General features: G+C 72.2%; 21 protein-coding genes and 1 riboswitch. Of the genes, 11 read left to right on the forward strand and 10 right to left on the reverse strand.

Translation table 11 applies throughout. The annotated features are described in order from the left end of the window. Positions 1 to 328: 328 nt before the first annotated feature. Entirely contained in the window at positions 329 to 2,521 is a 2,193-nt protein-coding gene (locus ABZ749_RS05290; protein WP_357222935.1) for a hypothetical protein, read from the forward strand. A 9-nt stretch (positions 2,522 to 2,530) separates the two neighbouring features. On the opposite strand, the gene ABZ749_RS05295 is transcribed toward ABZ749_RS05290, so the two are convergent. The 3 genes from ABZ749_RS05295 to ABZ749_RS05305 form a co-directional block, all read right to left on the reverse strand. After that, positions 2,531 to 3,550, reverse strand: a complete 1,020-nt coding sequence (locus ABZ749_RS05295; protein WP_357222938.1) for a GNAT family N-acetyltransferase — start codon at positions 3,548 to 3,550, stop codon at positions 2,531 to 2,533. Positions 3,551 to 3,816: 266 nt separating this feature from the next. Beyond that, the gene (gene thrC, locus ABZ749_RS05300) at positions 3,817 to 5,103 is read right to left on the reverse strand and encodes a threonine synthase (protein WP_357222940.1); all 1,287 of its coding nucleotides are present in this window, start codon (positions 5,101 to 5,103) and stop codon (positions 3,817 to 3,819) included. Between the two features lie 10 nt (positions 5,104 to 5,113). After that, positions 5,114 to 5,249: riboswitch (SAM riboswitch) on the reverse strand. Positions 5,250 to 5,317: 68 nt separating this feature from the next. Continuing rightward, positions 5,318 to 6,280 (reverse strand): DMT family transporter, encoded by a 963-nt coding sequence (locus ABZ749_RS05305; RefSeq protein ID WP_357222943.1) that lies wholly within the window; start codon positions 6,278 to 6,280, stop codon positions 5,318 to 5,320. Between the two features lie 91 nt (positions 6,281 to 6,371). Between ABZ749_RS05305 and ABZ749_RS05310 the strand changes: the two genes are divergently transcribed. Further along, positions 6,372 to 6,677 (forward strand): metalloregulator ArsR/SmtB family transcription factor, encoded by a 306-nt coding sequence (locus ABZ749_RS05310; protein WP_355005850.1) that lies wholly within the window; start codon positions 6,372 to 6,374, stop codon positions 6,675 to 6,677. Positions 6,678 to 6,967: 290 nt separating this feature from the next. Here ABZ749_RS05310 and ABZ749_RS05315 read toward each other — a convergent pair whose 3' ends face one another. Next, the gene (locus ABZ749_RS05315; RefSeq protein WP_357193992.1) at positions 6,968 to 7,423 is read right to left on the reverse strand and encodes a DoxX family protein; all 456 of its coding nucleotides are present in this window, start codon (positions 7,421 to 7,423) and stop codon (positions 6,968 to 6,970) included. Positions 7,424 to 7,882: 459 nt separating this feature from the next. Further along, entirely contained in the window at positions 7,883 to 8,116 is a 234-nt protein-coding gene (locus tag ABZ749_RS05320) for a winged helix-turn-helix domain-containing protein (protein ID WP_357222946.1), read from the reverse strand. A 359-nt stretch (positions 8,117 to 8,475) separates the two neighbouring features. On the opposite strand from ABZ749_RS05320, the gene ABZ749_RS05325 reads away from it, so the two are divergent. Further along, the gene (locus tag ABZ749_RS05325; protein ID WP_357222949.1) at positions 8,476 to 9,090 is read left to right on the forward strand and encodes a DUF4232 domain-containing protein; all 615 of its coding nucleotides are present in this window, start codon (positions 8,476 to 8,478) and stop codon (positions 9,088 to 9,090) included. On the opposite strand, the gene ABZ749_RS05330 is transcribed toward ABZ749_RS05325, so the two are convergent. Together ABZ749_RS05330 and ABZ749_RS05335 are read right to left on the reverse strand one after the other, a co-directional pair. Beyond that, a complete protein-coding gene (locus ABZ749_RS05330; RefSeq protein ID WP_357222952.1) occupies positions 9,080 to 9,946 on the reverse strand; it encodes an ABC transporter permease subunit in 867 nt (288 codons plus the stop codon). The genes ABZ749_RS05325 and ABZ749_RS05330 overlap by 11 nt on opposite strands. After that, positions 9,946 to 12,810 carry an alpha/beta fold hydrolase gene (locus ABZ749_RS05335; RefSeq protein ID WP_357222954.1) on the reverse strand — a complete coding sequence of 955 codons (2,865 nt, stop codon included), beginning with the start codon at positions 12,808 to 12,810 and terminating at the stop codon, positions 9,946 to 9,948. Before ABZ749_RS05335 ends, ABZ749_RS05330 begins: the two co-directional genes overlap by 1 nt. Positions 12,811 to 13,182: 372 nt before the next feature. Between ABZ749_RS05335 and ABZ749_RS05340 the strand changes: the two genes are divergently transcribed. The 8 genes from ABZ749_RS05340 to ABZ749_RS05375 all read left to right on the forward strand — a co-directional run bounded on the left by ABZ749_RS05340 (position 13,183) and on the right by ABZ749_RS05375 (position 22,469). After that, on the forward strand, positions 13,183 to 14,361 hold the full coding sequence (locus tag ABZ749_RS05340; protein WP_357222957.1) for a hypothetical protein: 1,179 nt from the start codon (positions 13,183 to 13,185) through the stop codon (positions 14,359 to 14,361). Beyond that, positions 14,348 to 16,966 (forward strand): nitrate- and nitrite sensing domain-containing protein, encoded by a 2,619-nt coding sequence (locus ABZ749_RS05345; RefSeq protein WP_357222960.1) that lies wholly within the window; start codon positions 14,348 to 14,350, stop codon positions 16,964 to 16,966. Before ABZ749_RS05340 ends, ABZ749_RS05345 begins: the two co-directional genes overlap by 14 nt. Further along, positions 16,963 to 17,436 carry a roadblock/LC7 domain-containing protein gene (locus ABZ749_RS05350; RefSeq protein ID WP_355005864.1) on the forward strand — a complete coding sequence of 158 codons (474 nt, stop codon included), beginning with the start codon at positions 16,963 to 16,965 and terminating at the stop codon, positions 17,434 to 17,436. The genes ABZ749_RS05345 and ABZ749_RS05350 overlap by 4 nt, the downstream gene beginning before the upstream one ends. Next, positions 17,433 to 17,921 (forward strand): DUF742 domain-containing protein, encoded by a 489-nt coding sequence (locus ABZ749_RS05355; RefSeq protein ID WP_355005865.1) that lies wholly within the window; start codon positions 17,433 to 17,435, stop codon positions 17,919 to 17,921. The genes ABZ749_RS05350 and ABZ749_RS05355 overlap by 4 nt, the downstream gene beginning before the upstream one ends. Then, positions 17,899 to 18,654 carry an ATP/GTP-binding protein gene (locus ABZ749_RS05360; protein ID WP_357222963.1) on the forward strand — a complete coding sequence of 252 codons (756 nt, stop codon included), beginning with the start codon at positions 17,899 to 17,901 and terminating at the stop codon, positions 18,652 to 18,654. The genes ABZ749_RS05355 and ABZ749_RS05360 overlap by 23 nt, the downstream gene beginning before the upstream one ends. A gap of 38 nt (positions 18,655 to 18,692) precedes the next feature. Beyond that, on the forward strand, positions 18,693 to 19,193 hold the full coding sequence (locus ABZ749_RS05365; protein ID WP_357222966.1) for a hypothetical protein: 501 nt from the start codon (positions 18,693 to 18,695) through the stop codon (positions 19,191 to 19,193). A gap of 36 nt (positions 19,194 to 19,229) precedes the next feature. Further along, the gene (locus tag ABZ749_RS05370; protein ID WP_357222969.1) at positions 19,230 to 21,443 is read left to right on the forward strand and encodes an AAA family ATPase; all 2,214 of its coding nucleotides are present in this window, start codon (positions 19,230 to 19,232) and stop codon (positions 21,441 to 21,443) included. Between the two features lie 93 nt (positions 21,444 to 21,536). After that, a complete protein-coding gene (locus ABZ749_RS05375; RefSeq protein WP_124860406.1) occupies positions 21,537 to 22,469 on the forward strand; it encodes a superoxide dismutase in 933 nt (310 codons plus the stop codon). 52 nt (positions 22,470 to 22,521) lie between these two features. On the opposite strand, the gene ABZ749_RS05380 is transcribed toward ABZ749_RS05375, so the two are convergent. The 3 genes from ABZ749_RS05380 to ABZ749_RS05390 form a co-directional block, all read right to left on the reverse strand. Beyond that, on the reverse strand, positions 22,522 to 23,031 hold the full coding sequence (locus ABZ749_RS05380) for a GNAT family N-acetyltransferase (RefSeq protein WP_357222978.1): 510 nt from the start codon (positions 23,029 to 23,031) through the stop codon (positions 22,522 to 22,524). A 149-nt stretch (positions 23,032 to 23,180) separates the two neighbouring features. Next, positions 23,181 to 24,068 (reverse strand): hypothetical protein, encoded by an 888-nt coding sequence (locus ABZ749_RS05385; protein WP_357222972.1) that lies wholly within the window; start codon positions 24,066 to 24,068, stop codon positions 23,181 to 23,183. A 276-nt stretch (positions 24,069 to 24,344) separates the two neighbouring features. Continuing rightward, positions 24,345 to 24,797 carry a DUF3263 domain-containing protein gene (locus ABZ749_RS05390; RefSeq protein WP_357222975.1) on the reverse strand — a complete coding sequence of 151 codons (453 nt, stop codon included), beginning with the start codon at positions 24,795 to 24,797 and terminating at the stop codon, positions 24,345 to 24,347. Positions 24,798 to 24,947: the final 150 nt, after the last annotated feature.

Genomic DNA, 24,947 nt, shown 5'->3' on the forward strand with positions numbered 1-24,947 from the left:
CCTCGAAGGCGGCCTTACCGTCGGCGGCGGCGGTCTCGCCGTACACCCGGGGGCTGGGGGATTCGGGATAGGCGGACCAGTAGCCCCGCTCCGTGATCGCGGTCAGCGCACGGTTGAGGGTGTCGGCGTGCCTGTCGTACAGGGGATGCGGGGTCTCCGTCATGCCCGCCATCATGCCTGAGTCCGGTCCGCGAGCAGTAGCGCGAATGCCCGGCAGCGGCTCACTCCGCAGTCGAGTTCCCGAGCAGAAGCGCCAATGGCCGACGGCACGGGGTTGCCTGCGGCGACAGCGGGTAACCGCGGGCCTTCGGCCAGGGGAGGGCAGCGGGTGAGGATCACCGAGATCCGGGTGCACGGGGTGGCCGACAAGGGGCCCGAGGCGATCCTCGACCGACCGATCGTCGCGCGGGTCGCGGGAGACGACAACGCCGGCTTCTACCGGCCCCGACCCGGCTACGGCGTTCCCACGGATCACAACGGGGTGACGCTTGAGGCGTACCGATGGAGCAGGCTGACCGGTGGCACCGCCACCCGGACGTTTTCCCTGGTCCTACTCTTGCCGTTCATGCTCAGCAACATCGCGGTCTGGATGCTGCCGGTCACGGGGCGCGGCGGCCACGCCGCGCGGGCGCTGTGCCGACTGTTGGCCGCGACGATGACCGCGATGTACGTGCTCTCGACCGTCGGGGTGTCCCTCGACCTGATCGCGTGGCAGTGCGCTGCCTACCCGAGGTGTCTGGAGGGGCGGCGGGAGCTTTCCTGGCTGGGCGACGTGCCGCCCGGGCAGCGACTCGCGCTGCTGGCCGTACCGCCCATCATCGCGATCGGCCTGATCTGGCGGCTCGGTGCCCGGACCTGGCAGCTCCCCGAGGACAGCGACCACGGGCCCGGGGTGGGCGCGGACCGGCTCGACGCGCCCGCCTTCTGGGACACCCGCTCACTGCTGCGCCGCCTGCGCTCGGTTCACGTCGCGGTGGCGCTGGGCACGCTCGACCTCACTCTGCTGCTGGCCCTGGCGCCGCACGACGCCAACCTGCTCGGCTGGCTGCTGCTGACGGCGGACGTGGCGCTGCTCGCCGGCGCGGTGGTGCTGCTCTGCGGGGCGGCGATCGAGCGGCGCGGAGAGCAGGACCAGCGGAGTGCGCGGACGATCCGCTGGGCGGCTGTCGCGCTCACCGCACTGACCCTGGGATACGCATCGGCGCCACGGCCGCCGTGGACAGCCGAGGGGATGTTGCCGGGGTACGGCACGGCGGTCGCCGGGTTGTTCGCCGGGCAGGTGGTGCTGCTCGCGATGCTGGGCCTGGTGGTCGTGGTGCAGCGCCGTTCCCTGCCCCGCCCCTTCTTCCTGCTGGCCGGGTTGGGCGCGCCGGTGCTGATCACCGTCGCGATCGGGTTGGGCGTCGCCTACGACTCGGGCCTTACCTACGGGCTCGCCGAGTATCTGGACCGAGGTTCCAGCCCGACGCCGGCACGACCTCTGCCGCCTGGTGCGCCACCGTTGTCGCCGCCGATCGCCTACCGCTGGGTCACCCTCGGCTTCACTCTCGCAACACTCCTGGTGCTCGTGACGGCCCTGCTCATACCCCGGATCAGCCGGAATCGTCGCCGCCGGGGTGCCGAGGAACTGGTCCGGCGGGACTATCCGGAAGCCTCCCGGGCGGCCCCCGAACGGGTCCGGGCCGTCCGCGACGCGATCGTGCGTGCCCGGCTGACGGATCGACTCGGGCCGCTGATGGCCAGCGCGTATGTGGCGTTGGCGCTGCTCACCCTCGCGGCGGCCGGGCTTTCGGTGATCGGTCCCGGGCCGGGTGCGCTCACTTTCCGACTCGGCGGCGAGCCGCTGGCCCGTCCGGTGATCTTCGTGACCGACCTGGGCGCCCTGCTGATCGGGCTCTTCGCCATGGGTCTCGCCGTGCTGGGACTGGTCGCCTACCGGTCCGGCGCGATCCGGCTGGTCGGGGTGCTCTGGGAGCTGGCCACCTTCTGGCCGCGTGCCGCACATCCGCTCGCCCCGCCGTGCTACGTCGAGCGGGCGGTCCCCGAGCTGACCCGTCGGATCGGGCAGCTCACCGCCGATGGGAACGCCGTGGTGCTGTCCGGACAGAGTCACGGCAGCGTGCTCGCGGCGGTGACGGTCCTCCAACTGCCCGACCACTGCCGTCGGCGGGTGGCTCTGCTCACCTACGGTGCCCCGCTCGGAAACCGGTACCGGCGGATCTTCCCGGCGTACGTCAGCGACGAGATGTTGCGCGAGGTGGGCAGCCGGTTGGCCTGGCGGTGGATCAATCTGTGGCGGTACACCGACCCGGTCGGCGGACCCGTGTTCGTACCGTTCGTTGATGGACCCGACGACCCGGCCGCCCGGGTCGACCGTCGGGTACGGGATCCCAAGGGGCTGCTCATCCCACCGACCGACACCGTGCCCCCACCGGTGCAGGGCCACGGGTTCACCCCGGACGACGACTTCCACGCCGCGATCGGCGAGCTGGTGGAGCGCCTGGAACGGGTGGCCGAGTGAACGGTCGCCTCAGAGGGTGAGCTGCCAGTCGGTCCACCGGTCCACCGGACGGAAGCCGAGCTGCTCGTTGATCGACACCATGTAACTGTTGCTGGCCGCGTTGAAAGTGTCGATCACCTGTACCGCCGGCTCGTGGGTGAGCAGGTGGTGCAGGTTCTCCACCTTGGCGATGAGGCCGAGCCGGTGCCCACGGTGGGCCGGGTCGACGATGGTGATCTGCTGGAACGCGTGCCAGTCGGCGGCAGCTCCCACGTCCAGCAGGGTCCAGGCGACCAGCCGGCCGGACGCCTCGTGTCGCATCCCGAGGTGGTAGCGCCGCCGGCCCCGGGCGTCCAGCGCCCGTTCGTTGCCGCGGATCCGCTCGGCGTCCACCTGCTCCGGTTCCCACTGCACGTCGCCCATGGGGGCGTCCATCAACAACCGACCGTCCAGGTAGGCGATGTCGCCGACGTACTCCTGTGGGGTGGAGCCCTGCCAGCAGACCGAGTGATAGCCCTCGGCTCGGGGTTGTGCCTCGGCGAGCGCCGCCCGCAGAGCGACCCGGTCGATGTCGCCGACGTCGAGCCGTCGGCGTACCTCGGCGAGAGCGGGCTGGGCTCCGGTCGCGGCGGCGAACGCGTCACCGGCCACGCTTCGGGCCGGCCCGCCGGGCAGCGCGGAGACGGTCATCGCCACCATCCGCTTGCGGCCGTGCTCGCGGAGCAGGCGCAGCCCGTACTCGTGCAGGGCCCGGCCAACGCCCCGGCGCCGCAGCTGCGGATGCACCAGCAGCTCGGCGGTGGCGTTGTCGGTGTTGTCGAGCTGCGGCAGGTCCAGTTGGAGGTAGCCGGCCGGTACGCCGTCCAGACGGGCCAGCGCCCAGAGCGACCGGGTACCGGGCATCGGCGTGTGGAACAGCGCGTCGAAGCGGCGCCGGCAGGAGGGCGGGAAGTCCGGCAGATCGGCGTCGTTGGCGGCCGACCCGATCCGGTACGCCTCGTCGACCGACGTCCGGTCGGCGCCGTCGAACGACGCGATGGTGATGCTCATGCCGGTGAGCGTGCACCGCACAAAAGCGATCGGGCCAGCGAATTACTCGCTGGCCCGATCGAACGTTGGTCGGGAGGGACACTCGCACAACGCCTCCGGCGTTGGGTCGCAAGAACTTCAAAAGTCTTCGGCGAAATGCCCTCCCGCACGGAGCATCTTGCGCCGTCCGGTTCCTGCCGTCAAGTCCGTAGCGGCGGGTTTTCCACACTCACAGCGAAAACCCAGTTACCGACTGATCCACTCGGCCCCGGTGCCGGGTAGGCCGTTCAGCCCAGGAGGCCGGCGTCGCGGGCGGCGCGCAGCGAGGGCTTGATGTGGTGGGTCGGCCCGACCTGGCCGGCCACCGCGTCGATGGTCTTCAGACCCTCGCCGGTGTTGAAGACGACGGTCTCGGCCGTCGGGTCGAGCCGACCGGACTCGACCAGCTTGCGCAGCACCGCCACGGTCACCCCACCGGCGGTTTCCGCGAAGACCCCGGTGGTACGGGCCAGATCGCGGATGCCCGCGCGGATCTCGTCGTCGTCGACGTACTCCATCCAGCCGCCGGTGCGGCGGACCGCCTCCAGGGCGTAGAGGCCGGCCGCCGGGTCGCCGATGTTGAGTGACTTGGCGATGCCGGTGGGCTTGACCGGGACGATCGTGTCGGTCTCGCCGTGCAGTGCGACGGCGATCGGGTTGCAGCCGGCGGACTGCGCCCCGAAGACCTTCCAGCCGTCGGCGGGCGCCTCGACCAGGCCGATCTCCACCAGCTCGGAGAACGCCTTGTCAATCTTGGTGAGCAGCTCGCCGCTGGCCATGGGGATGACCACCTGCGCCGGGATTCGCCAGCCGAGCTGCTCGGCCACCTCGTAGCCGAGAGTCTTGGAGCCCTCCGCGTAGTACGGCCGGACGTTCACGTTGACGAACGCGGTGTCCTCGAATTCGTCGGTCTCCACCAGCTCACCGCAGAGCCGGTTGACATCGTCGTACGAGCCGTCGATGGCGACCAGTTCGCCACCGTAGACGGCGGTGGTGATGACCTTGCCCTGTTCCAGGTCGCTGGGGATGAAGACCACCGAGGGCACCCCGGCGCGGGCCGCGTGGGCGGCCACCGAGTTGGCCAGGTTACCGGTCGACGCGCAGGCGAACCGGCTGAAGCCGAGGGCCTTGGCGGCGGTGAGCGCCACCGAGACGACCCGGTCCTTGAACGAGTGGGTGGGGTTGGCGCTGTCGTCCTTGACCCAGAGCGGCGCGGTGATGCCCAGCTCGGCGGCGAGGTGCGGGGCCGCCACCAGTGGGGTCAGGCCCGGGTCGAGGGTGACCCGGGTGGCCGGGTCCTGACCGGCGGGGAGCAGGGCGGCGTACCGCCAGATGTTGTTCGGGCCGGCCTCGATCTGCTCGCGGGTGACGGTGGCCAGCGCGGCGGTGTCGTAGTCGACTTCCAGCGGGCCGAAACACTCGTAACAGGCGTGCTGGGCGGCGAGCGGGTAGCGGGCCGAACAGGCACGGCAGACCAGGGCGCGGGCGGGGCTGGCAGCGGTGTCGATGCCGGAGGCGACGAGCGTCGACGTCATGTCGAGAGTCCTCTCATCTTTCCCCGCATCGCACGGTGCGGCGGGGACGGAATTGGCACCTGCCCCGCGGGTCGCTCAGCGGTGAGCGCGCGGGGTGGTTGCCGGGGCGTCGTCGGGCCGTATCCCTCAGCCCCTCTGGATGAGGTATTCAGTTGTGCCGTCGAGTCTAGGACAACGCTGTCGGCCCCTGCTACCACTGATCCCAGGTATTGGGTCAGCGGAAACTCACCGCGACCGGGTCGGTCACCGCGACCGGGTCCGTCACCGCGTCCGTCCGGGGCAGCGCTGCGGCCCGGGGCCGGGCGGCGAGGTTCGCGGCGATCAGGGCGGCGATCGTGATGGCGGCCCCGACCAGTTCAACGGGCTCCGGGCGGTAGCCGCGGGCGATCTGCACCGCGAAGGTGGTCACCGGGACCAGGTTCATGAACAGCGCGGCGTTGGCGGCGCCGAGTCGCTGCACGCCGGTGTTCCAGGCCAGGACCGCGATCACGGCACCCACCAGCACGGCGTACGCCAGTTGCGGGGCGACCGCCACGAGGTCGGCGGCGGCCGGCGCGTGCTGCCAGCCGACGGCGTCGGCGCCGATGCTCAGGACGAGCATGGCGGCCGTGCCGGCGAGCGCGGTCAGTGTGGTGAAGCGCAGCGGGGACCACTCGCCGAACCGGCTGGCACCGTGGGTGTAGATGCCCCAACCCAGCACCGCGCCGATCATCATGAGCCCACCGAGGCCGAACTGGCCGAGCCCGGCCAGGCTCCCGCGCGTGATCACCAGGCCGACGCCGAGGAGCGCCACCAGGGAGAGGGCCAGCAGGAGCGGCTTCGGGCGTACGCCGTCGCGAGCCCAGCGGACCAGCTGGGTGATCACCGGGGTGGTGGCCACGAAGAGGGAGATCTGCTGCGGGGCCGCGTGTTCGAGCGCCAGGTTGGTGAGCAGGTTGAAGCCCGCGAAGCCGACCACTCCGAGCACCACCACCTCCAGCGCCCGGCCGCCGTGGCGGAGCGCGCCGGCACCCTCGCGGAGCAGCAGGATGGCGACCAGGACGACGGCGGCCAGCAGGTAGCGCGCGGTGGTCAGGTTGAGCGGGTCGACCCGGTGGAGCGCGCTCGCCAGGATCGGGAACATCACGCCCCAGCCGAGCACGGCGACCAGTGGGTACGCGGTGGCGCGGGATCGCATCGGCAACTCCAATGTTCGAGTATCGTCGAACCAACGAGACTGACCATAGGGCGTCGTTCGATGGTTGTCGAACAAGGGTTACACTGGTCACATGGAGCCGCACGAGCCCGACCTGACCGCCGTACCGGTCACCAACGTGTTGGCCGCACTCGCCGACGACGTGCGGCTACAGATCGTCCGGGCGCTCGCCGAGGGCGGCGAGTCAGCCTGCGGCAGTTTCGACTTCGGCGTCTCCAAGGCGACCCGCAGCCACCACCTCAAGGTGCTGCGCGAGGCGGGGCTGACCCGGACCCGGGCGGCCGGCACCAGCCGACTGGTCCGGCTCCGCCGGGACGAGCTGGACAAGCTCTACCCCGGCCTGCTGGACGCGGTCCTCACCCAGCGTCCGCCGGCCTGACCCCGGCCCCGCCTTCGCTCGCCGGCGGCGGTTGCGGTCCGCGTGGCCGCACCAGCCGGTTGGTGGCGGCACGCGACCTCGGCGGCTGGGACATGCCTCCGACGCTCACTGTGGAGCTGAATCGTCTACGACATCAGCGAAGAGGTGGCGCCGCGACCGGGAGTGTCGGGCGGCCCCGGGCCGGAGCACATCGGCCGGCCCCGGGCCGGAGCACATCGGCCGGCCCCTTGACCGGACGCGCCGCCGAAGCCGCCTCGTTGAGACTTCGGCGACGCGTGGTTCGGGTCAGATCAGACGGACACCGTGCCGGGCTCGGCCGCCGAAGCCGAGACCGAAGGGCTGTCGGTACGACGCCGGGCGAGCAGCGTGTCGAGGGCCCAGGCACCCGGGCCGAGAGCCGCGACCAGCAGGAACGCCCAGCAGAAGAGCGCCGCCAGCTCGCCTCCGTTGTGCAGCGGCAGCAGGGCATCCGGCTGGTGCACAACGAAGTAGGCGTACGCCATCGAGCCGGAGGCGAGCAGCGCGGCGGGTCGGGCGAAGAGCCCGACCAGCACCAGTACGCCGCAGACCAGCTGGATCAAGGCGGCCCACCAGCCCGGCCAGGTGCCGAACGGTACCGCCTTGCCAGTCATCGGGTTGCCGCCGAACAACCCGAACACCGAGGACAGGCCGTGCAACGTGAACAGCAGACCGATCACGATGCGGAACAGGGACAGGGTCGGCCCGCCGAGCCGAGAGACGTTCATGACACCTCCATCGAGGATATTGAATGGGTCTCAATGATCCTGAGGCACGCAGGCATCGAACGTCATAACTTCCTTGCTGGTGGGAAAATCCCCTCCGAAAATGGTATGACGTTTCCTCGCCCCGACCCACCCCTTCTCCGCGATCTTGCGCTTCCTGTTCCGACACAAGGGACGCATCGCTTCATACCGACAGCGGAAAGTGCAAGATCGCCGAATAAGCGCATTCTCGCGCGGAGGCGATCCAGGTCAGCGCCTACGCATCGGCCCATCCGGCGTACGCGGGCGGCAACTCTGATGTGGTGCCGTCTCGCGGACTGTGGCAATTTGCGGGGCAGCGACCAACGCCCAGCAGCAGATCCGGGCGGCCATCAAGGCGACCGAGCAGACGCTAGCCCGGCTACGTGCGGCTCGAATTTCGTGGTGAGGGCATGCGAGGTACTCCCAGCCAGCTAGGCACGCCTACCGCTGGTCGCCGGCTCGATCCCGTACGAAGACGCCGCGACCCTGATGCCCCTCGACCAGACCCTCAGCGCGCAGTGTCAACATGGCCGAGCGGATGACCTGGGTCGAGACCCCGTAATGGGCGCAGAGTTCGGAGATCGACGGCAGCTTGTCGCCAGGCTTCAGGTCACCGGACTTGATTCGATCGCGAATCTCGGTGGCGATGCGTTCGTAGAACGGCGTGACTGGCATGGTGGTGCTCCCTCGTCGGCACCACCATCTGACCACTCTTTGCTTATGACATCAAGTTCTAGGTGTTCCAAGGGTTGCACTAGTGATACTAGGCATCATATGTTGGGACCGAGGCGGCCCTCGTCGGCAAAACAAGGGGCGGCTCAACTTCGGTGAGACGACGCTCAGCGAGGAGGACCGGCAGTTGGTGCGTACCCGGGTCTGGTGCGACACCAGGCTCGACGGGACCGGCCGCTGCGGGCACCCGGCCGACCACGACGGACCCTGCCTGGCCTCGTGACGCGGGGTCCGGCGGGTCGCTCACGGGTCGGGTCGACGCCGGACGCCAGCGAGACACCTCCATGGGCGAGGATCAACGGATGATCTCCCGCGACACGGCAGCACTGCGACGCATCGCCGCGACTGTCGCGACTGTCGCGACGACTCTCGTGCTCGGCGGCTGCACTCGTGACCATGAAGGCCAGGGTGGGGACCCGAGCGGACCGCCGCCCGCCGCGTCGAGGTCGGAAGCCGGCCCGACCGCCAGCACCGAGCCGCCGGCCGGGTGCCCGGCGAGCGGTGTCCGGATCCGGTCGACCGGCGGGGACGCCGCGATGGGCCTGCGCGCCCTCGGTCTGGAACTGGTCAACTGCGGCGAGCGCCCCTACCAGCTCAACGGGTACCCGGTGCTGCACGTGTTCGACGAGGCGCGCGAGCCGGTCATGCTGCGGGTGGTCAACGGCGCCAAGGAGATCACCTCGGGCTTCGACCAACCACCCCGGCAGGTCACCCTCGCCGCCGGGGAGCGGGCCACCGCCGTGGTGCTCTGGCGCAACCTGGCCACCGACTCGACGGTGGTCGCCACCAACGGCGAGTTCCTGACTGTGGCGCCCGCCGCCGGGCAGCCGGCCGAGGAGGTCGACCCGGACGGGCCGATCGACCTCGGCAACACCGGCCGGATCGGCGTCAGCGCCTGGAAGAAGGCTACGACGTGATGTCCTTGCGGGTGAAGCGCCAGAACGCCAGCCCCCAGAACAGCGTCGCGTAGCTGACCGCCGATATGCAGCCGCGCACCACATCGTCGGTCTGCACCGGAGTCGACAGCAGACCCAGCCAGGCGGTGCTGAAGTGGGTCGGCAGGAAGTCACGCAGCGCGCCCAGGGCGGTGATCTGGTCCAGGATGCTGGACAGGATCCAGAGCAGAACCGCACCACCCACCGCGCCCAGCGCGGCGTCCGTGATCACCGACAGCAGGAACGCCAGACCGGCCACCACGAGCAGGACGACCGCCAGGTAGCCCAGCACGGCCAGCAGCCGGAGCAACCCCTCGGTCGGTTCCAGCTCGGCGGCGACAGTGCTGCGCAGCGGCGACCAGCCGTAGCGCAGGGTGCCGGCCAGCAACGCGGTGCCGGCCAACAGCAGCAGGGCCAGCCCCGAGTACGCGAGCGCGACCACCAGCTTCACAGTCAACAACCGCGCCCGGGGCACCGGGATCGCCAACAGATACCGCAGGCTGCCCCAGCTCGCCTCACTGGCCACCGTGTCGCCGCAGAACAGCGCGACGACCACCACCAGCAGGAACGACGCCGAAACGAAGATCGAGAACAGGGTGAAGTTGAGCCCGCCCGAGGTGGCCAGCTCGACCAGGCTGGCGAACTCGTTGCGGCCATTGTCGTCGTCGCCGCCCGAGTCGAACTGGAACGCGATCAGGATGATCAGCGGCAGCAACACCATGAACCCGAGCGCCAACTGGGTTCGCCGCCGGGACGCCTGCCGGCGGAACTCCGCCATCAGCGGCAGGGTGGCCGACGGTCGGTAGCCACGGGCCTCACCCGCGTCAGTAACAACCATCACCGGTCACCGCTTCCCCGAGAGTTCTCGCCCACCAGGGCGAGGAACGCGTCCTCCAGGCGCCGCCGGGGCACCACCCGGTCCACCCCGATGCCGGCGCGCACCAGCTCCGCCACCACCTCGCTGCGGGCCGTGCCGTTGGTGTCGACAACCAGTTGGCCGTCGCTCTCCGGCAACACGCGGACCCCGTGCAGCCGGTCCAGCACCGCCCGCGCCGCCACCGGGTCGGTGACGTCGAAGAGCACGCTCGGCGACTCGCCCACGATCTCCTCCACCGGCCCGGACGCCACGATCCGACCCTTGTTCACCACCACCGCGTGCGTGCACGTCTGCTCGACCTCGGCCAGCAGGTGACTGGAGACCAGCACCGCCCGGCCGTCCGTGGCGTACCGCTGGAGCACCCGGCGCATCTCGGCGATCTGCGGCGGGTCGAGCCCGTCGGTCGGCTCGTCCAACACCAGCAGTTCGGGGAGACCGAGCATGGCCTGGGCGATGGCGAGCCGCTGGCGCATACCGTGGCTGTAGTTCTTGATCCTCCGGTGCACCGAGTCACCCAGCCCGGCGATCTCCAGCGCCGCGTCGAACTGCGCGTCCTCCCACGGCCGCCCGGTGGCCCGCCAGTACGCCTTCAGGTTGTCCAGGCCCGACAGGTGCGGCAGGAAGCCCGGCCCCTCCACCAGCGCCCCGATCCGGGACAGCACCGGCGAGCCGGGCACCAGCCGACGACCGAAGACGTAGATCTCCCCGGCGGTCGGCTGGGTCAGCCCCATCAGCACCCGCAGGGTGGTGGTCTTACCGGCACCGTTCGGCCCGAGCAGACCAACGACCTGACCCGGGTGCACCTCGAAGTCCACGTTCGACACGGCGACGAAGCCGTCCGCGTACTCCTTGCGCAGCGCGCGCACGGCCAGCGGGGTGTCCGCGTACTCCGGGTGCACCGAGCGGTCCTGGCGGCGGTGCCGGCGGCGGACCAGGGCGACGACCACGACGAGCCCGATCACGATGGCGGCGAGCAGACCGGCGAGCACCCAGCGCCAGATCGTCGCCGCGGTGGGGATCGGCTCACCGCTGACCGTCGGCAGGCTGACCGCACCGTCCGCGGCAACCGTGTAGACGGTCGGCGCGGCCGGCGTCGTGTACGCCTGGTCGGAGGTGGCCACCACCAGGCGCAGCCGGTGCCCGGCCTCCACCCGGCGGACGATCCCGGGCAGCGTCACGGTGACCGGGCGGGCGTCCTGCACCTGCTGCGGCAGGCCGCTGAGCCGGATCGGGGCGACCAGGCCGTTCGGCAGGGTGGCCGCCCCGTCCTTGTCGACGTCGTAGAGCTTGACGAAGAGCACAGCCTCGCCGGTCGGCGACGCGGCCCGCAGGGTGACGGTGGGCGCACCGGCCACGTCCACGGCCTCGGTCAGCGGGGTGGACTCGAACTGGGCGTGCTGGCCGGGCACGTCACCGGCCACGCCGTCCAGCAGCGAGGCGAGCCCGCCCGCGAACGGAATCGAGGAGATGGCGGCCGGGTTGCCGTTCGGCGGGTTCGCGATCGGCTGCGCCGGGCCGGCGACCGTCACCTCCCGGCGGGCGTTGCCGGCGAGGCCCGGGTAGTCGGCGCGGCGGAAACCGGTGGCGACGAGACCTCTGTCGAGCGCGTCGAAGCCGGCGATCCGCGACCAGGTGAAGTCGTCGCCGGGCGCGTCCCCCTCGCCCTTGACGTAGTGGTCGAGCCACTGGACGGTCAGGAACTTCACCCGGTCGGAGTCCGACCGGGGTCCGCTGCCGCCGTCGTGCCCGCCGGTGAACCAGGCGACCCGTACCGGGGTGCCGGCGGCGGCGATGCCCCGCGCGTTCGCGTCCGCCTCACCGAGCGGGAAGAGGGTGTCCGCCTCGCCCTGCACCAGCAGGGTGGGGGCCTTGATCTGGTCCAGCACACCGGCCGGGCTGGAGCGGCGCAGCAGGTCCACGGCGGCCTGGTCGGCGCGGCCGGTGGTGGCGATCCGGAGGTACGCGGCGCAGACGTCGGCGGCGAACCGACCGCAGGACGGGTCGGCGGCACCCGCCGGGGCGCCACCGGGACCGGTGCCGGGGCCGGCCCCCGGTCCAGGGCTGGGCGGACCGGCCGACTCCGGTGCGCCCTGTGGCTGGGCGGCGATCGCTCCGGAGAGCCCGGCCGGGCCGGAGCCCACGTTGCCGCCCCCGCCGAAGAAGAGGCCGGCCCAGCCCTTCTTGAACACGCCCTCGGTCGGCGCTCCGCCGGTGCTCTCCGGCAGGAACGCGCGGGACAGGTCGTTCCAAGTGATCATGGGCACGATCGCGTCGACCCGACGGTCCTGGGCAGCCAACAACAACGCCAACCCACCGCCGTAGGAGCCGCCGACCACACCGACCTTCGGGTCGCCGGCCGCATCGGTGCGCACCTCCGGCCGGGCGGCCAGCCAGTCCAGCAGTCGCTCGGCGTCGCGTACCTCGTAGTCCGGGTTGTCCAGGTGGATCTCACCGCCGCTGCGGCCGAAACCCCGCGCCGTCCAGGTGAGCACCGCGTAGCCGCGCCCGGCGAACTCCTCCGCGTCGGAGCGCACCGACTCCTTCGTGCCGCCGAACCCGTGCGCCAGCAGCACCGCCGGCACCTTCTGACCGGACGAGGCGTCGTCCGGCAGATAGAGGGTGGTGTCCAGGTTCACCGGTTCGTCACCGGACGGTCCGGAGCGGACGGTGAGCATCGCGCTCTCGGTGCGTACGCCCGGTCCCTGCGGCCACACCGCCCAGGTCACGGCGGCGGCCAACAGCACGACGACCACCGCGGCGGCGATCGCCCGGCGGCGGGTGGGAAGGGCACGCCGGAACCACGCGGCCGGCGACGGCGATGTCATGCGGCACACGGTACGGCCCACAGCCTGAGCGTTGGCTGAGATCCGCCGTACGTCCGTCCGGTTGCCCCGATCGGTGCCCGACGGGGTGCGAGCGCGCACCGTCCGACGCGGCACAGTGAGTTGAGTTCGGATCCCGTGAATTCCGATCTTACGCAGATATCCACCTCGATCCCTCCATGTCACACCCACGGCGGATACGGAGCGTGGCGGTAACGCGGACAAATGGTGACATGACTCGAAGTGACGCGAACCTGACTCCCCGAGTGAGGTCTGACCCGGCGGCGGTTCGATTAGTTTTCCGGTCCGGTGCACGGGACTTGTCGGCCAGCCCGACGCCGCGCCGATCAGCGCCCCACGCCGGAGGAGACACACATGACAGTCCCCGCGCCGCGGGCCCGTCGACGGCCGTCCACGCTGGGCCGGCTGCTGCCCCTGCTGCTCATCGGAGCACTGCTGGCACCGTTGGGCCTGCTCGTCACGTCAAACTGGCGGCAGATCACCGACGACCGGGACCTCGCCGCCCGGGAACGGCTCGGCGTGCAGTACCTCACCGCGCTGGCGGCGGTCACCGACGCCCTCGTGGAGGCACAGTCCAACGCGGTGAACGGCCGCCCCGTCGCCCGGGAGGCGTTGAACGAGGCCGTCGAGAAGGTAGCCGCGGTGGACGCCCGCATCGGCAAGGAGCTGCTCAGCCAGGAACGCTGGGCCGGCGTACGGGCCAAGCTGGAGGCGCTGCGCGGCCGCAGCGCCACCGACCCCGAGGCCGCCTACACCGCGTACGGCGAGGTCTCCGACCTGCTGCTGGCCCTGCACCGGAAGGTCCGGGAGAGTTCCGGGCTGGTCCGTGACCCCGAGGCCGACTCGTTCTTCCTCCAGGACAGCGCCGGCCAGGAGCTTCCCGAGGCGGTGATCGGCGCCGGTCGGCTGGCCGACCTGTCCACGCTTGTCGCCCGCCGGCCCGCCGCCGAGCAACCACGCGGCCTGCTGGAGCTGACCGGCCTGCGGGTGTCCGCTCTGACCCCCGCCGCGGACCTCGTCGACAACCTGCGCTCGGCAGTGGACGGTTCGGAGAGCACCGACCTCGGTGCCAACGTGCTGACCCCACTGGACACCTACCAGCGCTCGGTGGAGGCGCTCGCCGGGTACAGCCTGCCGGCCAAGGACACCGGCGTGGTCGACCCGGGCCAGTTGAGTGCCGCCGCGCTCAGCTCGCACCGCTCCGCCCGCCAGCTTCAGCCGGTCATCCTCAGCGAACTGGACTCCCTGCTGGCCGAGCGCATCGATCGGCTCGACCGGGACCGCTGGCTGACCGCCGGGGCGGGTGTCGTCGCCGTCCTGCTGCTGGGCTGGCTCGCCGCGTTGCTGGTCGCCGCCGGTCGCCGGGCACAACGGCGGGCCGCCCTGGCCGCGACCCACGCGGAGAGTCCCGACACCCCGCCGCAGCGCGACCTGTGGCAACCGCCCGCCGACGAGGCGCGTGCGCTGCAACCGGTCGGCGCGACCCGTGACCCGGAGACCGCACAGTGGGGGGCGTTCGATGCTGCTCGGTAGGCTCCGGATCCGCGGCAAGCTCGCGCTGCTCGTGGTGATTCCGCTGCTCAGCATGGTCGGCCTGGCCGTGCCGGTGATGCTCGACCGGGTCGCCGCGGCACAGCGGGCCGGCGACACCGCCGAACGGGTCCGGCTCGCCAGCCGGGTCGGCAGCCTGGTCCAGGACCTCCAGCAGGAACGCATCCTCTCCGTCGGCTTCCTGCTCGGCCGGGTCGAGCGCGGTGAGCTGGTCCGTAAGTCCGCGGACGTGGACGACCGGGTGGCCGACCTGCGGGCGGCGCGGAGCGACGCGCTGACCGAGCAGGTCGACCGCGCCCTCGACGGCGTGTCCCGCCTCGTCGAGCTGCGCACCGCCGTCCTGGCCGGGGCCGCCAAGCCGATTCAGGTGATGGACGCGTTCGGCCCGGTCAACAAGGGGATCATCGAGTCGCTGCGGCTGGTGGTCGGGGTGGACACCGACACGTTGCCGGGCCGTCAGGTGCTCGCCCTCGACGGGCTGCTCCGCTCCGACGAGGGCCTGGGCACCTGCGCCACCCTGAGCCTGTTGGTCAAGGCGATCGGCACCCCGGACACCACTGCCGGGTACGTGGCGTGCATCGCCGCGCTCATGGTCGACAACTCGCGCTTCCGCAGCCTGATCACGCCCGAGCAGCTCAAGGTGGCCCAGCTCAACGACGCCGCCGTGGCCGCGCGTACCAGCCCCGACTTCCTGGTCAGGAGCGCCCGGGATCCGGCCGCCGCTGTCCGTCCCGTGCCGATGGAGGCGCTCTTCCCGGCCGTCCGCACGATGATCCGGCTCGGTCAGTTCGTCGAGAAGAAGCTGATCGCCGACGTGCTCGCCGAGGTGACGGCCGAGCAGCGGCGCGCGCTGACCGCCGCGTACCTGGTCGGTGCCGCTGCGGCGTTGATCCTGACGCTGGTGGTGCTGCTCAGTGTGGCGGTGGCGCGGACGGTGGCCCGACCACTGACCCGACTCACCCGCTCGGCCGACCGGGTCGCCCGGGTCGCCGAGGCGGAACTGGTCCGGGTCACCGACGACGAGGTGGAGAGACACCAGGCGGTCCGGCTGGAGCCGGTGGACATCCGCGCCAACGACGAGATCGGCGACCTGGCGCGGGCCTTCGACCGGGTGCAGAACACCGCGGCGCAGCTGGTCGAGCGGCAGGTCGCCGGCCGACGCAACGTGGCGCAGATGTTCGGCCACGTCGGACGGCGTACCCAGAACCTGGTGGGTCGGCAGATCGCGCTGATCGACCGGCTGGAGCAGCAGGAGGCCGACCCGGGCCGCCTGGAGCACCTGTACCGACTCGACCACATCTCCAGCCGGTTGCGGCGAAACGCCGGCAGCCTCGTGGTGCTCTCCGGCTCGGCCGGGGCCGACGTGCACACCGCGCCGGTGCCGCTGGCCGACGTGGTCCGGTTGGCGCTCGGTGAGATCGAGGACTACACCCGGGTGGAGGTGCAGGTTCCGGCGGGCGTCTCGGCCGCGCCGGCGGTGGTCGGTGACCTCGTCCTGACGCTGGCCGAGCTGATGGAGAACGCCACAGTCTTCTCCCCGCCGCACACCCGGGTGCTGGTGGCCGCCGAGACGTCCGGCCTCGGCGTACGTCTCACAGTGGTGGACCACGGCATCGGCATGAGCGAGCAACGCCTGGCTGAGGAGAACGCCCGGTTGACCCGCCGGGAACGTCTCGACCTGGCCCCGACCGAGGTGCTCGGCCTCTTCGTGGTGGGCCGGTTGGCCCGTCGGCACGGCTGGCAGGTCGCCCTGGCCGCCACGGGTGGCGGAGGCGTGACCGCACAGCTGGAGATCCCGTCGACGTCGCTGGTGCTGCGCCGCGCCGACCGCGCCGGAGCCACTGTGGCCCGCGCCGTGGTGCCGAACCGGGACCGGCGTACGACGACTGCGCCCAACCCCGAGCACGAAGCGCGGCCCAGCGCGGTGGCCATCGCCGCGCCGGCGCACTTCGACTCGGACCTGCTGAGCCGGGCCACCCTCAGCCTGGACGCCGGCCCGTCCTGGAACGCGTTCGGTCGGGGCCAACCGGAGCAGGCCGCCCCGGAACCCCCGGACCCGGAGCCGGTGAGCAAGCCGGGCGGGCCACGGGTGCGGCAGCGGGTGCCCGGCGCCACGCTGCACGCCACCGCTCCGGCGACCCGGCCGGTGGACGCCACCAGCGCGGACCCCGCCGCCGCCCGCGCGCTGGTCGAGGCCTTCCAAGCCGGCGTACGCCGCGCGGAGCTGCACGTGGCACCGGGCCTCGACCGCGCGTCGGCGCGGACGGCCGGCGACCCGTCGGCCGGCGCCGGGGCGGCCGTGGTGGACTTGGGCCCGACCGTCGACCTGCCCAGCACCCCGGGAGGCGCCGGCCCCACGGTGCCGCGTGGTGGTGGCTCGACCGACGCCGCACCGGAGCGGCCCCGGTTGAGCCGACGGGTGCCGGGAGCGAACCTCACGGCCATCCCGGTCTGCCAGCCGCCCAGCACCGACCTCGGTGACCCGGCCGAGGTCCGCGACCTCATCAGCGAGTTCGAGGCGGGCGTCGCCCGCGCTCTCCGCGAAGTCAGCCCCGACCACCGGAACGAAGAAGGATCATCACGGTGACCAGCCCCTTCCTGCACGACAACGTCGAACAGAGTCAGCCCAGCGCCAATGGGGACCTCAGCCCGGAGGCCCGTACGTTCAACTGGTTGCTGGACTCCTTCACCTCCAGCACCGCCGGGGTCCTGGAGGCGATCGCGGTCTCCTCGGACGGCCTGCTGATGGCCATGTCGGCGATCAAGGATCGGTCCAACGCGGAGCGGTTGGCCGCCGTCGTGTCCGGGATGACCAGCCTCGCCGGTGGGGCCGCCAGTTGGTACGCCCTCGGCGGCCTGAACCGGGTGATCGTCGACATGGCCGACGGCTACCTGCTGATCAGCGCGATCAGCAGCGGTTCCGTGCTCGGGGTGGTCGCCGACCGTTCGGCGAACCTGGGCACCGTCGCGTACGAGATGACGCTCTTCGCCGGGCGGGCCGGTGGCGCCCTGACCCCGCGACTGATCGTCGAGTTGAAGAACGCCGTTCAGCAGTGACCCCCGACGTCGCCGGTGAGGATCCGGATCCGGACCCGAGAGTTCGGATCCGGCCGTACCTGCGCACGTCACCCCCGACCGGGGTGGGCGCGGCGGCGACACCGGCGCTGCCCGAGCCGGAGCCGGACGCGGACCAGCCGAGCGGTCCCCGTCCGTTCGTGCTCACCTCCGGGCGGGTCGCGGGTGCCGACCCGGCGATCGGGTTGGAGACCCAGGTGACGGCCCGCATGGACAGCGGCTGGTGGGCCGGCCCACCGGGCGCGCTGCTGGCACCGGAACTTCAGACCATCATCGCGCTCTGCGCCGAGCCGATCTCGGTGGCCGAGATCTCGGCCCGCGCCCGACTGCACTTCGGCGTGACGCGGGTCCTGGTCGGCGATCTACGCGCCGCCGGGCACCTGGACGTGCACGTGACCGACACCGACGACGCTGTCGACCCCGATCTCATCCTGCGAGTGATTGATGGACTCCGTGCGATCTCCTGAATGGCCGGTCGCCCCGCTCGGCGGGGTCGCCGCGAACAGCGCCGCCGCCCGTTACGGCATGTCCCCGGGCACCGGGCCGATAGTCGGGCGGGCCGGCCCACCGCCGACCGCACCGCCTCCGTACCGGCCCCCGTCCGGTGCGGAGTCCGGCCCTTCGACAGGTAAGCCGGCCGCACCGCCGATCCCGGTCAAGATCCTGGTCGCCGGCGGGTTCGGGGTGGGTAAGACCACCACGGTGGGTGCCATCTCCGAGATCGCGCCCCTGACCACCGAGGCCGAGATGACCACCGCCGGGATCGGCGTGGACGACCCGGGTGCCCGGTCCACGAAGACCACCACCACTGTGGCGATGGATTTCGGCTGCGTGACGATCGACCGCAGTCTGAAGCTCTACCTGTTCGGCACGCCGGGGCAGACCCGGTTCGGCTTCATGTGGGACGACCTGGCCCGGGGAGCGCTCGGCGCGCTGGTGGTGGTGGACAGCGCCCGGCTGGACGACTGCTTCCCGGCCATCGACTTCTTCGAGCGGGCCGGTCTGCCGTTCGTCGTCGGGGTCAACGCCTTCGACGGGCGACTGGCCCTGGAACTCGGCGAGATCCGTTGGGCGCTGGCCATCGGTGACCATGTGCCCCTGGTGCAGTTCGATGCCCGCGACCGGCTCTCGGTGCGGGACGCACTACTGGTCGTCCTGGACCGCGCGCTGGACCGCGCCACCCGGGACAGGAGGGCCTGAGCCGACCAGCTCCGGCCGTGGCGGGAAGAGGTGATCTGATGAGGGGCGACCTGGACGAGACGCTGGCCCGGCTGGCCCGACGTGAGGAGGCGTCGCGCCGTCGGGCCGCCGACCGTGACGACACCACCGCACCGTCGGGCCCCCCCGGCCTCGGCGGCGACACCCGCAACGCCCGGTCGGGCCGGCACGCGGGGGTGGAGACGCCGAGTGAGGTGGCCGGGTGGGGGCCTGTGGAGGAGGTGGCCGAGGCGGTCCGCCAGGTCGTCGGGGCCTACCCCGGGGTGGCGGTGACAGTGCAGGTGGAGCACGCCGGTCGGACGTACCCGATGCGGGTCTCCTGGGACGGCCCTGCCGTCACTGTCGGACCGGTTCCCCCGCCGACTCCGGTGGAACCCCCGCCGGTCTGGCCGCTCTCCGGCCGGACGGTGCCCGCCTGGGCGCCCGGTCCGGACGGGTTGACGCCGGACCCGGCGGCCCGGTTGGCCGAGCTGATCCGAAGCGACCCGACACTGCTGGACGAGCTGGATCCGCGGCGCTGACCGGCGGGGCTGGCTGCCGGCGGCTACGGTCGGGCAGTGGCGCAACCCGACCTGACCTTGACGGCGAGCCTGCGGCCGGCGGCGCTGGACGCCCGACGGGGCATCGTGCGCCTGCACCCGGAGGCACTGACAGCGCTGGGGCTGCGCCCCGGCGACCCGGTCCGCCTTGTCGGCCGCCGGGAGACCGCCGGGATCGCGGCGGCGGCCGGGCCGGGCGCGAGCAGCGCCCTGCTGTACGCCGACGACCTGACGTTGGGTAACCTCGGTCTGCGCGACGGCGGTCAGGTGCGGGTGGGCCCGGTGCCGTTGGTCCCGGCGAGCCGGGTCGTCCTGGCCGGGCCGGTGGGGGTCGTCGCGGCGGTCAGCCCGGAGATGCTCCGGCTCGCCCTGCTGGGCAAGGTGCTCACCGCCGGGGACGACGTGTCGCTGCTGCCGCAGGACGTACTGCCGGACGCCTCGGTCCGCAGCCTGGTCGAGGCGGCGCGACGCAGCCTCGCCAACACCGTCGGTTTCGCCTGGACCAGCACGCTGCTCAGCGTGGTCGAGGTCGAGCCGGCGGCCGGCGCGCTGGTCACCATGGGCACAGCGGTCGCCTGGGAGCACGGTGCGACGACCCACGGCGGGCCTCCCCCGGCCGGCGCCGCGTCGACCCGGCCGGTTGCGAGCGCCGACGCCGTTGCGGCGGACGACGCGCCCGACGTGGACGAGCTGCCCGGGCTGCGGGCCCAGGCCGAGGAGCTGACCGAGCTGCTGGACCTCGGCTTCCACCACCGGGAGGTGCTGGGTCGGCTCGGCACCACCATCTCGTTGGGGGTGTTGCTCGTGGGTCCGGCGGGCTCCGGAAAGTCGGCGCTGGTCCGGGCCGTGGCCGCCCGGGTCGGTGCCCGCGTCCACCCGCTCTGGGCGCCGGAGGTGGCCGCCTTGGCCAGTCAGGCCGCCGCGGAGCGGTTGCGCGTCGCGGCATCGGCGGCCCGGGCCGAAGGACCCGCGGTACTGCTGGTCACCGACGTCGAGGCGCTCGCGCCGGCCGACGATCCGGGTCCGGTGGCGACGGTGTTCCGGCAGGTGCTCGCGGAGAGCATCCGCGCCGGCGTCGCGGTGGTCTGCACCACCGGCCGACCGGAGGCGGTCGACCCCGCGCTGCGCGCGCCTGACCTGCTGTCGCTGCGGATCAGCGTCCCGCTCCCGGACCAGGCACTGCGCCGCGAACAGCTCACCGTGCTGACCCGGCAGGTGCCGCTGGCCGACGACGTCCGGCTGGACGAGGTGGCCGCGCGTACCCCCGGGTTCGTCGCGGCGGACCTGGCCGCGCTGGTCCGGGAGGCCGGGGTACGCGCGGCGCTGCGGCAGAAGTCCGCCGAGACGCCGACGGTGTCGATGGCCGATTTCACCGCCGCCCGGGAGGTGGTCCGGCCCACCACGATGGCGGCATCCACGCTGGATCTGGCCTCGGTGACCCTGGACGACGTGGGTGGCCTGGACGAGGTCAAGCAGACGTTGACCGAATCGGTGCTGTGGCCGCTGACCTACCCGGACACCTTCGCCCGGCTCGGCGTGCAGCCGCCGCGCGGTGTGCTGCTCTACGGGCCACCGGGCTGCGGCAAGACCTACCTGGTCACCGCGCTGGCCGGGTCGGGGCGGGCCAACGTGCTGTCGGTCAAGGGGCCCGAACTGCTCTCCAAGTGGGTCGGTGAGAGCGAGCGCGCGGTCCGCGAGCTGTTCCGTCGGGCCCGGGAGGCGGCCCCCACGCTGATCTTCCTGGACGAGGTGGACGCGCTGGCCCCGGTACGCGGCCAGGCCACCGACGGGGGCACCACGGACCGGGTGGTCGCCGCCCTGCTCACCGAGCTGGACGGGGTGGAGACGCTGCGCAACGTGGTGGTGGTCGGTGCGACGAACCGGCCGGACCTGGTCGACCCGGCGCTGCTTCGGCCGGGCCGGTTGGAGCGGCTGGTCTACGTGCCGCCGCCGGACGGGCCCGCCCGCGCGGAGATCCTGCGGGCCGCGTCCCGGCAGGTGCCGCTGGCATCGGACGTCGACCTGCCGGCTCTCGGCGACGAGCTGACCGGCTTCTCCGCCGCGGACTGCGCGGCGCTGATCCGCGAGGCGGCGCTCGCCGCGATGCGGGAGTCGCTCGCCGCCGCCACGGTCACCGCAGAGCACGTGTCGACCGCACGGGCCCGGGTACGACCGTCGCTGGACCCGGCCCAGGTCGCCAGCCTGGCCGCGTACGCCGCCGGCCGGGAGTGATCAGACCAGCACAACCTTTCGTCGCGCCCAGGACGTTCCTAAGGTGTCACATTCCTCAGTGGAGTTATCCACTGCGACGTCAGGTGGTGTTCCTTGCGCAAGCTGCTCTCTCTTCTCATCGTCCCCCTCGTGGCGGCGGCGACCCTGGTCTCGGTCGGTGCACCGGCGGCGGCTCATCCGGCGAAGCCGTTCCCCGCCCGGATCGCGCTGCCGAACGGGTTCACCCCGGAAGGACTGACGATCGGCCGGGGCACCACCGTCTTCGTGGGGTCCATTCTTGACGGTGCCGTGTGGCGGGGTGACTTACGCACCGGACGCGGCTCGGTGCTGATCCCCGGCACACCCGGCACCGACAAGGCGGGCCTCAAGCTCGACCCGCAGGGCCGGCTCTGGACCGCCGACTTCTCCGGCGGGGGCGCGAGCGTGTACGACGCGGACACCGGCACCAGGCTGGCCCACTACCAGTTCACCGATGTTCCGGGCAGCTACGTCAACGACCTCGTGATCACCCAGCGAGCGGTCTACTTCACCGACTCCGCGCGGCAGGTGCTGTACGTGGTGCCCCTGGGCCCGGGCGGTCGCCTTCCAGCCCCCACCGCCTTCCGGGTGCTGCAGCTCAGCGGTCCGGCGGCCACTCCGGACGTCTACCACAACGGGATCGTGGCACTGCCGGACGGTGATCTGCTGGTCGCGCAGATGCTCACCGGTCAGCTCGTACGCGTCGACCCGCGTACCGGCGGCAGCCGCCTCGTCGACCTCGGGGGCTACTCGGTGGAACGGGCCGACGGGCTGGTTCTGCGCGGACGCACCCTCTACGTGATCCGGAACCTGACCAACGTCATCGCGGTGGTCCGGCTCAACGCCGGCTACACCGCCGGAGTGGTGCAGCGGGAGATCACCGGCCCGCAGCTGCGTTCGCCGGCCACCGGCGACCTGCTCGGCTCGGCGTTGTACGTGGTGAACGGCCGGTTCGACGTGGAGTCCACGCCCAGCACCGACTACGACATCGTTCGGCTGCCGGCCTGACCCATGCGGTCGGCGGCGACCCGTTGTGGTCGTCGCCGGCCCGACGGCCGGCTCAGAAGGCGGGCGGCGTCGAATCGAGGCAGATTTCGGCGCGCACCGTGCCGCCGTCCTCGCGCAGTTTCGCGCCACACTTCTGCAACACGGTGACCGCGCCGATGTTGTCCGGGGTCGTCTCGGCGACCACGGCCCGCATGCCCGCCCGAGCGGCGGCGTTCAGCAGCTCCCGTAGGGCAGCCGCGCCGATTCCCTGCCCGCGGGCGGACCGGCCGAGCCACATCCCGGTCTCCACCGTGCGCGGCTCGTCACAGCGCGTCATCCGGACCATGCCCATCACTTCGCCACCGACGAGGATGGCGTACATCTGCGAACCGGTCGGGCCGTCCAGCCCGCCGAAGCTCGCCCGGTGGAACTCGCGGAACGCCTCGCGACGGGCGAGCGACCAGCCCGCGGGTGCCTCGACCGGGGGCATCACGTCACCCGGCTCCGCCTCCGCAGCCGCTACGGAGAGCAACGGCTCCAGGTTGCTCTCGTCCACCGGCTCCAGCCGGACCGCACCCGCCACGTGCCGCAGTCTGCCGCCCTCATCGGCCGAAGTCCACCCCATTGGCCATCCACTGGCGGTCCGGACAGCGGTACCGGCCGGTCGGGCGGTCCCGGTGTTCCACATCACGCTCTGTTGTCACCCGACCGGGTGTCACACGCCCAAAACGCCTACCCGAACTCGCAGAACACCGCCGAGGCGTCGTCGCTGGACTTGTGTCGGCGCAGCCGGTCGGGGTGGTCGCGCTCGGCGTTGCGCACCCGGTCGATCAACGCCCCCGGACCGTCGGCGCTCAACAGGTCGAGCAGACCGGCCCAGTCGGTCAGCGCGAACTGCTCCACCGCACTGGACGCGCCGTCACTGAGCAGCGCCGCCCGCCGTAGCGCCCCGGGACCGCGCCGGGGCGCGGTCCCGGTGACAGCGTGGAAGGCAGCGTCCGGGTCGGAGGCCGCCACCCAGTAGCCGTGGGTGCGGTTCATCCGCTCCCGCTGCACGCTCACGGCGTGCCGGAACCGGGTGACCGGGTCCGCCGCACCGCCCGGCACCACGGCCACTGTCTCCCGCAGCTCCGCCATCGCCGCGTCCAACCTGTCGTCGGTGACCACGCTGACCTGCCCACCGACGTCGAGGACCAGCGGGCTGTCGCAGAGCACCAGGTAGTCCACCTGGTCGCCACAGTCCCGCAGGAGGCAGACCGTGCTGGACGGGGTGCCCGGGTGGTCGAGGTCGCACTGCCCGCCGTGGTCGGCGCGTACGGCGAGGATGGCCGCCGCCAGGTTGCTCGTCAGCCGGGCCGCCGGGCGCACCGCCTCGGCGACGCCGATCCGGGCCGCCAGGTGCCGGACGTACCACTCGGGCCCGTGCACGCAGCCGGTCTCGAAGCCGTCCGGCACCGTCGCGCCGTCCAGGACACCGACCAGCGGGCCGAACCGGAAGACCAGGTCCTCGTTGACCGGGCGGCCCGGGGCCGGCGCGGACGCGGAACGTACCCGCATCACCGGCGCCGGCCCCGGCACACCGGTCGGGTCAACGCTGTCGAAGGTCGTCGACGGCCGCATGCGTCTCCCCCTGCTGTCCCGTGCCGCTCTGGATCGTTGCCGTCATACCCCGCTCCCTTCCTGGGCCCGAGGTCGCGTGCGACCCCGGAACTCCTCCCGCGTACCCGCCGGGCCACCCGCCATGCGACCGCAACAGGCCCGCCCCGGCCCGCCGACCACCTCCGCGATCTTGCACTTTCTGTCCCGACAAAAACCCCCAAAGGCCACTAACCATCGACAGGAAGTGCAAGATCGCCGGGGCAGGGGGTGAGGGGTGAGGTGGGGTGGGGTGGGGGGTTAGCGGCGGCGGTTGCGGGCTCGGGAGGAGCGCAGGCGGCGCAGGCGGCTGATCAGCACCGGGTCGGCAGCGAGGGCTGCCGGATTGTCGAGCAGGCCGTTGAGCAGCTGGTAGTACCGGGTCGACGAGATTCCGAAGGTGTCCCGGACGGCCTGCTCCTTGGCACCGGCGTGCCGCCACCACTGCTGCTCGAAGGCGAGGATGGCCCGCTCCCGCTCGGTCAGCCCCGCCGCCGGATCAGCGGGCTGCGCCGCGTCGGCGGCGGGGGGCGCATCGGTGGCGGGGGGCGCATCGGCGGCGGGGGGCGCATCGGCGGCGGGGGGCGCATCGGCGGTCTCGATGGACGGCGCCGGTCGGGGGTTCGGGACTGTCGGCCCGGCAGCACCCGCAGGCTCACCCGGACGAGCGTCAGTGGACGGCTCGGGGGCGGCCGGGGAGGTGTCGGCGGACATGTCGTTCAGCCTAGTCAGCGGCGACCAGGGACGCAGCAGGCGGCGCGGCCGGTCCGTACCGCCGGGAACCCCGACGGCCGGGCCGGCCCGCGCACGATGGCCGCCTCGCCGACCCGGACCAGACGAGGCTTGTCGCTGTCCGGATGCGAG

This window comes from Micromonospora sp. NPDC047753, from assembly GCF_040642735.1.
GTDB lineage: Bacteria > Actinomycetota > Actinomycetes > Mycobacteriales > Micromonosporaceae > Micromonospora.